Source organism: Streptomyces sp. NBC_00872 (assembly GCF_045161915.1).
In the GTDB taxonomy this organism is placed as follows: Bacteria; Actinomycetota; Actinomycetes; order Streptomycetales; family Streptomycetaceae; genus Streptomyces.
This window is the reverse complement of sequence record NZ_CP108806.1, coordinates 5,113,346-5,126,602: the sequence shown is the minus strand read 5'-3', so window position 1 is coordinate 5,126,602 and position 13,257 is coordinate 5,113,346. Positions and strand designations below refer to the sequence as shown.

Below are 13,257 nucleotides of genomic sequence, written 5' to 3'. Positions count from 1 at the left end.
AGCCTATCCCTGACGGCTCAGTCGAACGCCGGGTCCCACCCGCCTCACCCAAGATCGAAACTGGGGCACAGTCGATGACCTCGGAACATCACGGAAAGTTCCGACTCTCCAGCTCGCACCGAGACCGACGTGCCGTCGGGCGCAGACATCCGTCTCCTGCCGTCCCAGACTCGAAACCACAGGTCAAGGCCCTGTTCTCGTATAGCTACGGCGAACGGACATGTAGCGCTGAGTGACTACGCGAGGTTGCGGTCGCGCTGCTGAAGGGCAGCGAAGTCGGCGTGTGCCGTCTCGACTGCCTCCGGGTACGCCTGGGTCTTCTCGTGCTCGGCGAGCGCCCGGTAGATGCTGGCAACGGACGGGTTCCGTCCCTTGCGCTTGCCGGTGGGGATGATTAGGGCGGGCTGGATCTGCTCGACGGACTCGCCGAGCGCCTTGCGCCGCAGCACGGTGTGCAGCATGTCGTCGGTGATGACCGGGGGCCGGCCGCCGTACTTGCCCTGGCGGGCCGCAGTCTCCAGCCCCTCCAGCGTCGACTCCCGGATGTTCTCCCGCTCCGTCTCCGCCATCGCGGCGAAGAAGCCGAACAGCAGCTTACCGGTGTCGACCACGAGAGGGCCGATGGCGTTTCGGGCCGTGCACGCGAGTTGGGGAGCTGCCTTCGCGCACCTGCCGAATCTCGACTGCGGACAGGCGTGGGAAGCGGTGGTTCGAACGAGTGACTGTGCACGCGACTACGGATGCCGATTCACGACGACTGTGGGAGCCGCCACCTGACCGAGTCTCCGATGTCAGCTTGTTTTGACGTTAGTTGAGGGTTTGCGGCGGAAGCGGATCGACCCGTGGCCTGCGCTCGATACCGCCCCGGTGTAGTGCCGAACTCCCTCTCGAAGGCGTGGGAGAGTGCGTACGGGCTGCCGTAGCCGACTCGGCCGGCGATGGTGGCCAGTGTTTCCTTGGTGTCGCGGAGCAGGGTGGCGGCAAGGATCACGCGCCACCAGGTGAGGTACGCCATCGGAGGGCGGCCGACCAGGGTGGTGAACCGGCGCGCCAGGGTGGGACGGGAGACGCCCGCCTCTGCGGCCAGGCGGTCGTTGCTCCACTGCGCGGCCGGTTTCGAGTGCATCGCCCGCAGGGCGGCGGCCGTCACCGGGTCGCCCAGTGCGCCGGGCCAGGCTCCGCTGGTGGTCTCGGTCATCCATGAGCGGATCATGTAGACGAGGAGGAGGTCGAGCAGGTTCGGGAGCGCCACGCAGGAGCCGGGCCGCACCTCGTCCAGCTCACCGGCGAGCAGGTCGATCGCGGCGCGGAGTTCGAGGTGGCTGCCTACTCGGCTGGGAAGGTGGACGACCTCGGGCAGCTCTGCCATGAGCGGGTGCATGCGGCTGCAGTCGAGCCAGTACTTGCCGCAGAGCATCTCCGTCCCGTCGCGGTCGAGCCGGGCTCGCGGCCCTGTCTCCGCAAGCCATTGCTCGAACGGCACTGCCTTCTGCGCCGCGACCGCCGCATCGACGGGAGAATCGGCGATCACATGGCCGGTGCCATGAGGCAGCAGCACCGCGTCACCCACGCCGAGGGATATCGGGGCGCCACCGTCGGTCAGTAGCCAGCAGTTGCCCTTCAGAACGACGTGGAAGCCCGCGCCGTCGTACGGGTCCAGCCGCGCGCACCAGCTCCCGCTCGTCCGCACCCGGTGGAACCACGGGTGCCCGAGGTGCACGGCAGAGATCGCGTCACTCACCACATCCATCCACACAGAATATCTCCCGCATGAAGGGTGAGACGGATTCGTATTTTATTGAGCTGAATGCGCATTGAGGGGCTCGTTCGATCTTTCCTAAGGTCGATCACATGACGAACGAGAACGAGCGTGTGCAGAGCATAGTGCTGGGGGATGTCGAGGTCATCCGGGTCGTTGAGTGGCACGAACCATTCCTGCCCACCTCCGGCATGTTCCCGGGAGCTGGTGCCGATGTATGGAAGGACAACGAAGACTGGCTGGCACCGGACCACTGGGAGCCGGACAGCGACTTGGCGGTGCTTGCTCTGCAGAGCTGGGTGCTGCGCAGCGGTGGGCGGACCGTCCTGGTCGACACCGGAGCGGGCAACGGGCGCGAACGACCCGGCATGGGACCGTTCCACCACTCCCGGAGTGATTTCCTCGGCCTCCTGGCGAGGGCCGGTGTTCGCCCGCAGGATGTAGATGTCGTCGTCAACACTCACCTCCACGTCGATCACGTCGGCTGGAACACCGTCGACGCGGACGGGCGGTGGGTACCGACGTTCCCCAACGCCCAATACCTCATTCCGGCCGCTGACGACTTCCATTACGGTCCGGACAACGCGTACGGGAACGGCGCGCAGGAGGCCGACCGCCTGATCTACGAAGACAGCATCAGGCCCATCCATCAGTCCGGGCAGGCCGTGCTGTGGGACGGCATCCACCACATCGACGAACACCTCGCCCTGGAGTCCGCACCCGGCCACACTCCCGGCTCGTCCGTGCTGCGACTCGCATCCGGGAGCGACCGGGCGGTCTTCGTCGGAGATCTGCTGCACAGCCCGGTGCAGATTCTCGATCCCTGCTGCAACAGCAACGCCTGCCTGGCCCCGGAACAAGCGGTGGCCAGTCGCCGTCGGATTCTCGGGCGGGCGGCTGATGAACGGGAGCTGCTCGTCCCCGCACACTTCGGTGGTGCCGGCGCCCTGGAAGTCCGACGGAACAGTGATGGATTCGCCCTCGGCCCATGGGCAACAGCCGGCCCGAAGAAGAGGCCATCCGCCTCTGAGTGAGCCTTGGCCCCACCCCCGCTCACCGCCCGCGAGCGCGAGGCCCTCAACGCCTCGGCGGACGGCGCGACCGTCGCCACCTGGCTCAGCCTGTGGGAGTCCACGGGCCGAGCCGGGTGGATCCGGTATCCCGCACGGAACCACCCGCCCCCGGCCTGGAGGCCGTCCCTCATGACGCACACGTCGACCGACCGGCCCGCAGCCAGAGCGAGCGGAGCCCTCGTCCCGGTGCTCGCCTTCATGGGCATCGTGGTCTCGGTGATGCAGACCCTGCTCGTCCCGGTGATCAAAGAACTGCCGCAACTGCTAGGCACCGAGCCGGGCAACGCGACCTGGGTCATCACCTCGACCCTGCTCTCCGGCGCCGTCGCCACGCCGATCACGGGCCGCCTCGGCGACCTCCACGGCAAGCGCCGCATGCTGATCCTCAGCCTCGCGGTGATGGTCGTCGGCGCGCTCGTCAGCGCCCTCACCAGCGACCTACTCACGATGATCGCAGGCCGAACCCTCCAGGGCTTCGCGATGAGCGCGATACCCCTCGGCATCGGCCTGACGCGCGACATACTCCCCCGCGAGAAGCTCGGCTCGGCGATGGCCCTGATGAGCTCCTCCATGGGCGTCGGCGGCAGCCTCGCCCTGCCCGCCGCGGCCCTGGTCGCCCAGCACACCGACTGGCACGCCCTCTTCTACGGCGCCGCCGGCCTCGGCGTCCTGTGCATCGCCCTCACCCTCCTCGTCGTCCCCGAGTCCCCGACCCGCGCGCACGGCACCTTCGACGTCCTCGGCGCGATCGGGCTGTCCGCCGGTCTCGTCCTCTTCCTGCTGCCGGTCACCAAGGGCAGCGACTGGGGCTGGACCTCCGGCACCACCCTCGGACTGTTCGCCGCGGCGGCGGTCGTGCTCGTCCTGTGGGGCGTGATGGAACTGCGTCTCAAGGCACCGCTGGTGGACCTGCACACCACAACCCGCCCCGCGGTGCTCTTTACCAACCTTGCCTCGATCATGGTCGGCGCCTCGTTTCTAGTCGTCTCGCTGGTCCTTCCCCAACTGCTCCAGATGCCGAAGGCAACCGGCTACGGCCTCGGCCAGTCAATGGTGGTTGCGGGCCTGTGCATGGCGCCGCTCGGCCTGACCATGATGCTCACCGCCCCCGTCTACGCCCGGCTGTCCGCGAAACACGGCCCCAAGGCCACCCTGATCCTCGGCATGGTGATCATCGCGATCGGCTACGGCGCCGGCCTCGGCCTGATGAGCGCCCCCTGGCAGAGCCTCGTCATCACGGCAATCCTGGGCGTGGGCATCGGCCTCGCCTACTCCTCCCTCCCCGCCCTGATCGTCGGCACGGTCCCCGCCTCGGAGACAGGCTCGGCCAACGGTCTCAACACGCTGATGCGCTCGATCGGCTCCTCGGTCTCCAGCGCCGTCATCGGCATGGTCCTCGCCAACACCGCGCACCATGTGAACGGCGTCACCGTCCCGACCATGCACGGCTTCCACGTTTCCTTCCTGATCGCGACGGGCGCGATGGCGATCGGCCTGCTCATAGCCCTCTTCCTGCCCCGAGCCCGCCCGCCCGGCTGGCCACAGCACCGCGCCGGCGGCGAGGAGGATGCCAAACTGGAGCCAGCCGAAAAGGTCCCCTCCGGGGCTTCCGCGGCCGGGTCCTGGACGCCGCCGACACCCGGGTCGCCCGCGCCAAGGTCACCCTGATCGACCGCTGCGGCCACTAGGCCGCCGCCACCCTCGGAGACTCTCACCGTCCGGCTGCGGACGGTGGCGGCGGCCCGGCGTTCTTTTCGGTTCCTGACCAGGCTGGCTCCAGCAGCGGGAAGAGACCGGGCGCCTGGCCACCTACACCCCCACTCTGGTCCCCACCGGCGACGGCTGGAACCTGCGGCTCTCCCGGTAGCCCTGGCGCTGCCGCTCACGCATGTTGCCCAGGACACTTCAAGCGTCCCGGACAACGTCGTCTTCACCCGGGCTCCGGCCAGGGCCCGGGTATCACGCCGGGGCTGCGGCTGCCTCACCCGGCAGGGTCCGCGGGCCGGGCACCGTCGCCCGGATGGGCAGGTCCAGGTCGAGGTGGCTGTTCATGTCCAGCTCGAACCGGCCGTACGGATTCACGTGCGTCCAGAACAGCGGCGACAGCGCCCGCCGGTCCGCGTCGGTCAGCTTGTCCGCCCACTTCGGATCAGCTAAGACCTCCTGCATCAGCAGCGTGTTGACGTGCACCAGCGCGGACTGGAGCAGGTGCAGCGCGAGCATACTGACCTCTTGGGATTCCTTGTCCGCACCGGTCAGGTCGCCGTCCTTGCCATAGAAGAGGTCTTTGTTCGCGGAGTTCCAGTTCTCCACCACCTGCAACCCCTCGTGGATCTCCTGGCGCATCTCGACGTCGGCGAGGTAGTCGCAGACGAACGAGGTACGTACAGCCCGGCCCAGCTCCTCGATCGCCCGGTACGTCGGGTGCTTGGGGCCGCCGCGGGTGAAGCGGCGCAAGACCTGCTCGGCCTCGGCGGTGCCGAGGCGTAGGGCGGTGGTGTACTTCATGATCTGGTCGTACTGCTGGGCGATCAGGTCCCAGTCGATCGTCTTGGTGGAAAGGACCGGGCCCAGGTTCGGCCAGTTGTCGTCCTGACCGGCCGCCGGCCGGTACAGCTTCGCGGAGCCGATGTTCTTCAGTCTCGGCATCAGTTTGAAGTCGAGCATGTGCGCGAAGGCGAACCCGACGATAGAGGCGCCGTGCGTGTCGGTGTACTGCCGGTCGACGTCCATGTCGGTGCAGTGCCGTAGCACGCCCTCGATCATCGAGGCGACCTCGGAGGCCGAACAGGACTTGAGCTGGCTGTAGATGCAGACGGACCTCCGCTCGACGTGCCAGTAGATCATCACGCCGGGGCCCCGGTAGCGCTGGTGCCACTCGGTCATCAGGTTGGAGGACCATGCGCCGAACTTGCGGCTGTCGGAGGCGCACGCCGTGCCGGTGCCCCACCACATCTCATCCCGGACGGCGAAGGTGGCGTTCACCAGCTTCACCAGGGCCGCGCGCATGTTGGCGCGGTTGACGAACAGGTGCCGCACCCGCCGCAGCGTCGCCTCGCTCTCGCCGTGCTTGCCGGTCACCGCGACCCGCTTGATCCCCATGTTCGTGCCCAGGCCGAACAGGACCAGCAGCAGCCGACGACGCAGCACATCCTTCGACAGCATCTCTCTGGTGGCGACCGAGGTGAACTCGGCGATGAAGTCCGTGTCGAACTCGGCGTACTTCAGGATGTCCAGCAGGTCGATGGTGCCCCAGCGCCGCTCGATCTCGCCCTTGATCGCCACCAGGCTCTCGGGCTCCTCCTGCTTGCCGCGAGGGGAGACCCTGATCCACGGCTCGCCGTGCTTCTTGACGATCGCCACCCCGCCCGTCGTGCCCTCTGCCAGGGCGCGGTCGAAGCGGTCCAGCGAGGTGCGGAGCTTGCCTTGCAGGGCGGCGATGAACTCCCCGGCGTCCTGCGGCTGGCCCAGCGCGGCGTAGTGCACGTCGCGGTTGTCCTCGAAGTCCGCCGGCAGGTCGTCCTCCGGGTTGCGCCACCGGTTCGCCCCCACCACCCAGATCTCTCGGCGCCGCACCGCGTCCCGAAGTGCCACCAGCACGCACAGCTCGTACGGGATGCGCTCGACACGGCCCTTGTCGTCCACCACCGCCGCCCGCCAGTGCTCGGGCACCACCCCCGCCAGCGGCACACTCTCCGCCGGATCAAAGAACGCGCCCTCCTTCAGCGGCTGGTCCAGGTAGCGCTGGAGCAGGTCGATCGCGTCCATCACCGGCCGGTAGGAGGTGTTGTTGCACTTCAGCTCCAGCGCGCCCAGCAGCGGCGAGAGCATCCGGCGCCAGTGCGCCGAGTACGAGGAGCGCAGTACTGTACGGACCCGGGCCTTGTAGCGGGCTTCGTTCGCCGCGGCCTCCGCCGCCAGCGCCTTCAGCGTCTTTTCCCCGCCGACCACCGGGTAGATCACCCGCCGCACCGTGCCGGACGGCTCGGACAGAGCCGCCTCCGCGACCCGCAGCAACATGCCCTCCTTGCCCCGGACCTTCTTCAGCTCGGCGTTCAGCTCCTTGTCGACCTTCCGCTCCGCCCGGGTGTTGATCTTCAGCACGAGCTGGATGAACAGGTCCACCAGCGAATCGGTGATCTCCGTCTGCCGAACATGGCACAGCGCGGCCAGCAGCGTCAGCCGCCGCGGCGGCTTCATCCGCTCCAGATTCGCCGGATACTCCTTCGACGCCCGCGCCCGCCACGCGTCCACCAGCTTCTCCGACACGTCCGCGAACAAGTCCGCAGGCAGCTCCAACCGCCGCACCCGCTGTAGCTTGTTCACCTCCGCCAGCAGGCTCTCCAGCCCCGGCGCCCCAGGGTCGGCCTTCAACTCGGCGAAGTGCGAACGCCCGCCGCCCGACACCGCACCCTCACCGTCGGCTCCCTCGCCCGGTTCGTCCTCGCCGCCAGCGACCAGGTCCTCCAGGCACGAGCGCGTCGCGTGCGAGATCCGCTCCACCCTGCTGCGGCAGAACCGGGCCTCGAAGCCCGTGACCGCCTTACCCACCAGCCGCCCGACCTGCCCCGGGGTCGGCGGCTCGATGTGATCATTACGGCACCGGGCAACCACAGCCGACGCCAGCCGCTCCCGCGACAACTCCACCGGACACAGCTCAGCGGCCAGCCACTCGGCCAGCCGCTCCTGGTCCTCCTCGGTGTTCGCCCGGAACCCGGACGCCGCCCGGATCTCGACCCGGTGGCGTTGGATTGCTTTGCTCTCCCAGTTGTAGTCCGCCCACGCCTCGGCCGGGACCTTCACCTGCTGGGCCACATACTCCACCGCGGCGGCCGGCACCTCCTTGGCCGACTCCGGGAACCGGGCTTCCACTTCGAAGAACTTCAGCAGCAGCGCGAACCCGAGCCGTGTCGTCCCGGACTTGTTCCGCACCCTCTTCATGTCGTCTTCGAGCAGCGTCCAGACCTCGATCAGGTCCTCCGGCTCCCAGTCCTGCCGCACCCGTGCCCCCTGCACCCCGCCCGCGATTACTCGTTCAGCTCAACGAGGCGCCCCGCCAGGGGAAACGAGGACAAGAGCGATTACACAGGGTTACATGCCCGTTCGCCGTAGCTATACGAGAACAGGGCCGTCAAAGGCCCCGGACGCAGGACGGCTACCCGTCCCGACGCACCACAGGTGGCCGCGCTGATATCTCAGCCAGGGAGCGGGTTCGATGTCCCCGGGGGCGCCGCCCGATGCGAGGACGACCGCGCCGCCGGGAAGCCGGACTGATGGACGCGTCAGGATCGTGGCAGGTCACCAAAACCCGCACGGCCTCGCCCACCGCTACCGTCCGAGTCTCCACTCGGCTCGGTGCAACAACCCCCCTATGGGTACGGCGTTCACGCGCAGCGCCTCCTCTCTGGTTGGTGGCTCCTGGCAGGAGCCACGACCGCAGACTGGCGGCGCCGAGGCTCTGCACATTGATCTACGCATCGAGCGGTGCGCACTGAGATGTGACCGCGTCTAAGCGCACAGGCTATGGAGATCGCCTCCGGCTTCGATCTGGTCACCCTCTGACTGCTGCCGTTCCAACCCGAGCAACTTCAGCAGGTCAGCAGTCACGACCCGGTAGGCGTTCCCGAGCCGCAGCACCTTGACCGGGTACGCCCCCTGTTTGGCGAGCCCGTATCCAGTGGAGCGGCCGATCATCAGCGCCCGGTTCGCGGTGTCAAGGTCGACAACCGCTGGAAGGGCAAGCAATTCGTCGATGGTCAGCCCTCGCGCCTCACGGGAAGAACCAGATGCCGTCATGATGCCCTCCTGGCGATATTTAGCGTCACGATGCCGCCATAGATGTATCACGTGGTTGCAGCGACACCTCATGTCGACCTAAAGTGTCATCATGACACCAGATCAATGGCCGACAGCGTTCACCGCTCGGATCGCTCAGGGGATGCGGGAGGCACGCAAGGCCGCTGGCCTCACCATGGGGGACATCGCCCAGGGCTGTGCGGACCGCGGACTGACGGAGATCAGCGAGCACTCCGTGAAGAACCTGGAATCTGGACGCAAGGCGAGCATTACGGTCACCGACTTCGTCGTCCTGGCCGACGTCCTCGGTGTCCCGCCCGTAGCGCTTCTCTTTCCACTCGGTGCCTCCGCCACTGTGGAGGTCCTGCCGGGACGGGAAGTCTCCACCTGGGAGGCGCTCGCCTGGTTCACCGGCGAGACCCCCTTGGACCGACCCGCACCCGAAGGCACCGCCCGGGACATCCTCGACGTCTTCCGCCATCACGGCGACCTGGTTAACGCCGCGACATCCTCCAACGCCCTTGCCAGGGAGCGGCGACGCACCGCAAGCACCACTCTGGACCGGGCCCGCAGAGCCACGCTCCTCCAACGCGCCGAGGGGTACGAGGAGCACGCCTTCGAGGACTGCCAGGAATTGCGCGCCTTCCGAGGCCGGATGCGCGAGCAGGACCTCGTACCCCCTGCCCTTCCCGAAGAGCTTGCCTTCGTCGACCAACCCGAAACCGAGATCCACCAGGAGGAAAGCGAGTGAAGAACGGAAATCTCATACGGCGGTGCCGCTGTACCGACCCAAAGACCGGCAAGGACTACGGGTCCTCCTGCCCCAAGTTCAAAGCCTCCCGGCGGCACGGCACCTGGACGGCCTCCCAGGAACTCGATCCCGCGCAGGATGGTCGCCGCCGCCGCTTCCGGCGCGGCGGCTTCGACACCTCCGTCAAGGCGCAGGAGGAGCTGGACAAAGTCCGCGCCCTCATGGCCCTCCCTGAAGAGGACGACGCCTGGGGAAAAACCCAGATCAGCGACCTGCTGGAGAACTGCGTCAAGGACAAGTCACCCGTCCCGGACTACGACGAGACCCGCCGCCGGTTCAAGACCGGGCAGACCCTCAACTCCAAAACCACCGTCGCGGAATGGCTCGACACCTGGCTCACCGGCCGCAAACGGCTGCGGCGCGGCGGCGCGACCCGCTATGAGCTGGATATCCGCGTCCACCTCAAGCCGCACCTGGGCCATCTGCGGCTGGACAAGCTGCGCGTCCACCACATCGACGCGATGTTCAGCGCGATCAACGAGCGCAACATCGAGGTCCAGGAGCAGAACACCCAGCGGCGCGCGGTCGCCGACGAACTCAAGGCCACACCGAACAAGGGTGCGGAGAACCGAGCCCGGCGCAGGTGGCTGCGGGCCCAGCTCGACGCCATGCCGCCGTTCAGGCGCATCACCGGCCTCAACACCCAGCCGCACATCCGCGACACCCTGCGAGCCGCTCTGAACGTCGCCATCGCCCAGCAGGTCATGCCCGCCTTCAACCCCGCAGCCCACGTCGAACTGCTGCCCGGCGCCAAACCGAAGGCCACCATCTGGAGCGACGAGCGCATCGCCCGCTGGCAGGAAACCGGAGAGAAACCCTCCCCAGTCATGGTCTGGACCCCCGAGCAGACCGCGAAGTTCCTCGACTCCGTCACCGACGACCGGCTGTACCTACTCTGGCGGCTCATCGCCTTCCGGGGAACTCGACGCGGCGAGGCATGCGGCGTCCGCTGGCAGGACCACTCGGCGAAAGCCCACTCCCTGGCCATCGCCACCCAACTCGTCCAGGACAACTGGGACGTCTACGAAGGCGCCCCCAAAACCGACAGCCCAAAACCGACAGCGGCGTCCGCCTGATCGCCCTCGACGACGAGACCCACCAACTCCTGCTCTCCCACAAAGCCCGCCAGCGGCAGGAACGGGAAACCTGGGGCGAGGGCTGGCAGGAGTCCGGCCAGATCTTCACCCAGGAAGACGGCTCCCTCCTCCACCCCGGTAAGGTCAGCGACCTCTTCGAGCGCCTCGTGGAAGCCGCCGGCCTGCCACCGATCCGCCTTCACGACCTGCGCCACGTCGCCGCCACGCTGATGCTCGCAGCCGGGGTCAACATCAAAGTCGTCTCCGAAACCCTCGGCCACTCCGACACCCGCATCACCCGCGACACCTACCAGTCCGTCCTGGACGACCTCGCCCGCGACGCCGCCGAGAAGGTCACCCAACTCGTACCCCACGCGCGCAAAGCCCTCTCCGTCGTCAAGGAGAACAAGCCGAAGCCCAGCGCCCGCAGGCCCCGGATGATCCCGCCCCGCAAGAACAGCGGACCGACAGAAGACGAACGCACCGCCTGACAACCAGCGACAAGGAGCCCCGGCCAGCAACAATCTGGCCGGGGCTCCAGCATATGAGGCACATCACATCACCAATTGACGGCTCCCCCAGCATCGCACAGCGTGACAGCCCTGCCCGCGCCTTCGGAGGCGGCTCACCGTGCGGCGGCCACCATCAAGGACCCCGGCAACACCCCCGCCGTCCAACGGCAGGCTCACCGAAAAGTGCCGCGACCGTCCTTCCCAAGCCGCCACACCCCCCGGTCCACGGACGACGCGTCCCCCGCCCGGATGTCCCTGCGCCCTTCGCGCGAGCACCGCGGCCACCAGACACCCGGCACACCCCCTCTCCAGGAACGGCCGAAAAGCTGATCCCCACTGCTTGTTCGGCTACGGCGGAGAAAGGCCACTTCCGGCGCACAGTCGCACGGCCGCCCCAGGCCGCTGCAGCCTGGCCCCGAACGAGCCTCACCCAGGCGATATGTAGGAACCCGACAGCTTCTCGGCCCGCTCCGCGTGAACCCCGGTCACCGCCGCAGCACGCTCGCTGCACAATTGGCCACCGCTCGGCCACCGGAGACCACTGAACGGCGTTCCGTAAACATGCCACGTGCGACCCGGCGACCACAGAATGAGAAAAGCCCCAGGTCACGGCTATGTGACCTAGGGCTTCTACAGAGCCCCCTGTCGGATTCGAACCGACGACCTACGCATTACAAGTGCGTTGCTCTGGCCAACTGAGCTAAGGAGGCGTGCCCGAGCAGTGTAACCGCCCTGGATCACCACCTGGCCAGGAATTTGGTGAGGGCCGGAGTACTGACAGATCCGGAATCGCGGAGTACCGTCACCTGGAGTTCACCAGGTGGACTAGACCCATCCTTCGCCCTCCGGCGGAGGAACCATTCCTTTACTCGGATCGTCCGGCACGTTCCTGCCGGTGGAGGGACACATCACCATGGCAACTGTCTCGTTCGACAAGGCAACCCGTGTGTACCCGGGTTCCACGAAGCCCGCCGTCGACCAGCTGGAGATCGAGATCGCGGACGGCGAGTTCCTCGTCCTCGTCGGTCCCTCCGGCTGCGGAAAGTCGACCTCCCTGCGCATGCTCGCGGGTCTTGAGGACGTCAACGCGGGTTCCATCCGTATCGGTGAGCGCGATGTCACGCATCTGCCGCCGAAGGACCGGGACATCGCCATGGTGTTCCAGAACTACGCGCTGTACCCGCACATGTCCGTCGCCGACAACATGGGCTTCGCGCTCAAGATCGCCGGCGTGAACAAGGCGGACATCCGAAAGAAGGTCGAAGAGGCCGCGAAGATCCTCGACCTCAGCGAGTACCTGGACCGCAAGCCGAAGGCGCTCTCCGGTGGTCAGCGGCAGCGTGTCGCGATGGGGCGCGCCATCGTGCGTGAGCCGCAGGTGTTCCTCATGGACGAGCCGCTGTCGAACCTCGACGCCAAGCTCCGTGTCTCGACCCGTACGCAGATCGCCTCGCTCCAGCGCCGTCTCGGCATCACCACGGTGTACGTGACCCACGACCAGGTCGAGGCCATGACCATGGGCGACCGGGTGGCGGTCCTCAAGGACGGGCTGCTCCAGCAGGTCGACTCGCCGCGCAACATGTACGACCGCCCGGCCAACCTCTTCGTCGCCGGCTTCATCGGCTCCCCGGCCATGAACCTGGTCGAGGTGCCGATCACCGACGGCGGTGTGAAGTTCGGCAACAGCGTGGTGCCGGTGTCGCGCGAGGCGCTCGCCGCCGCCGCGGACAAGGGCGACAAGACCGTGACGGTCGGCGTCCGCCCCGAGCACTTCGACCTCGCCGAGGACAGCACGTCCGGCACGCTCTCCAAGGAGGCGCCGGCCGGTCTGGCCGTGACCGTCAATGTCGTCGAGGAGCTGGGCGCCGACGGCTACGTGTACGGCACCGCCGACCTCGGCAGCGAGAAGAAGGACATCGTCGTCCGCGTCAACGGCCGTGCCGTGCCGGACAAGGGCGCCAAGCTGCACGTCGTACCGCGCGCCGGTGAGACGCATGTCTTCTCGACCTCGACCGGCGAGCGCCTGACCGACTGAACCGGTTGATCTCCGCGCGGCCCCGCACTCCGGTGCGGGGCCGTTCGCGTTCGCCAGATATCGCGAGCCGCATGTCGCATGCCGCATGCCGCATGTCGATAAATACCCTGACACACAGGTCATTTCGGACGAGGCCGTCAACGCCTGATTCGAAAAGGACGATCGAACCATCCCTCGGGAGAGTGACTAAATGTC

General features: G+C 67.5%; 7 protein-coding genes, 1 tRNA gene and 2 pseudogenes. 5 read left to right on the top strand and 5 right to left on the bottom strand.

Annotated features, from left to right (window positions below; translation table 11 throughout):
- Positions 1 to 236: 236 nt before the first annotated feature.
- Both OG214_RS21970 and OG214_RS21965 read right to left on the bottom strand, forming a co-directional pair.
- Positions 237 to 611 carry a recombinase family protein gene (locus OG214_RS21970; protein ID WP_363081266.1) on the bottom strand — a complete coding sequence of 125 codons (375 nt, stop codon included), beginning with the start codon at positions 609 to 611 and terminating at the stop codon, positions 237 to 239.
- 137 nt (positions 612 to 748) lie between these two features.
- A complete protein-coding gene (locus OG214_RS21965) occupies positions 749 to 1,750 on the bottom strand; it encodes an AraC family transcriptional regulator (protein WP_363081267.1) in 1,002 nt (333 codons plus the stop codon).
- Positions 1,751 to 1,851: 101 nt separating this feature from the next.
- On the opposite strand from OG214_RS21965, the gene OG214_RS21960 reads away from it, so the two are divergent.
- Positions 1,852 to 2,793, top strand: a complete 942-nt coding sequence (locus tag OG214_RS21960) for an MBL fold metallo-hydrolase (protein ID WP_405985698.1) — start codon at positions 1,852 to 1,854, stop codon at positions 2,791 to 2,793.
- Between the two features lie 168 nt (positions 2,794 to 2,961).
- Positions 2,962 to 4,520, top strand: a pseudogene (locus OG214_RS21955) (MFS transporter).
- A 271-nt stretch (positions 4,521 to 4,791) separates the two neighbouring features.
- Here OG214_RS21955 and OG214_RS21950 read toward each other — a convergent pair.
- Entirely contained in the window at positions 4,792 to 7,833 is a 3,042-nt protein-coding gene (locus tag OG214_RS21950; protein WP_405985697.1) for a Tn3 family transposase, read from the bottom strand.
- A gap of 507 nt (positions 7,834 to 8,340) precedes the next feature.
- A complete protein-coding gene (locus OG214_RS21945) occupies positions 8,341 to 8,628 on the bottom strand; it encodes a hypothetical protein (protein WP_363081270.1) in 288 nt (95 codons plus the stop codon).
- A 91-nt stretch (positions 8,629 to 8,719) separates the two neighbouring features.
- On the opposite strand from OG214_RS21945, the gene OG214_RS21940 reads away from it, so the two are divergent.
- Positions 8,720 to 9,379 (top strand): helix-turn-helix transcriptional regulator, encoded by a 660-nt coding sequence (locus OG214_RS21940; RefSeq protein WP_363081271.1) that lies wholly within the window; start codon positions 8,720 to 8,722, stop codon positions 9,377 to 9,379.
- Positions 9,376 to 11,006, top strand: a pseudogene (locus OG214_RS21935) (tyrosine-type recombinase/integrase). The gene OG214_RS21940 and the pseudogene OG214_RS21935 overlap by 4 nt, the downstream one beginning before the upstream one ends.
- A 657-nt stretch (positions 11,007 to 11,663) precedes the next feature.
- Here the strand turns inward: OG214_RS21935 and OG214_RS21930 are convergent.
- A tRNA-Thr gene (locus OG214_RS21930) sits at positions 11,664 to 11,737 on the bottom strand.
- Positions 11,738 to 11,940: 203 nt separating this feature from the next.
- Between OG214_RS21930 and OG214_RS21925 the strand changes: the two genes are divergently transcribed.
- Positions 11,941 to 13,062 (top strand): sn-glycerol-3-phosphate ABC transporter ATP-binding protein UgpC, encoded by a 1,122-nt coding sequence (locus OG214_RS21925; RefSeq protein ID WP_363084012.1) that lies wholly within the window; start codon positions 11,941 to 11,943, stop codon positions 13,060 to 13,062.
- The last annotated feature ends 195 nt before the right edge of the window (positions 13,063 to 13,257 follow it).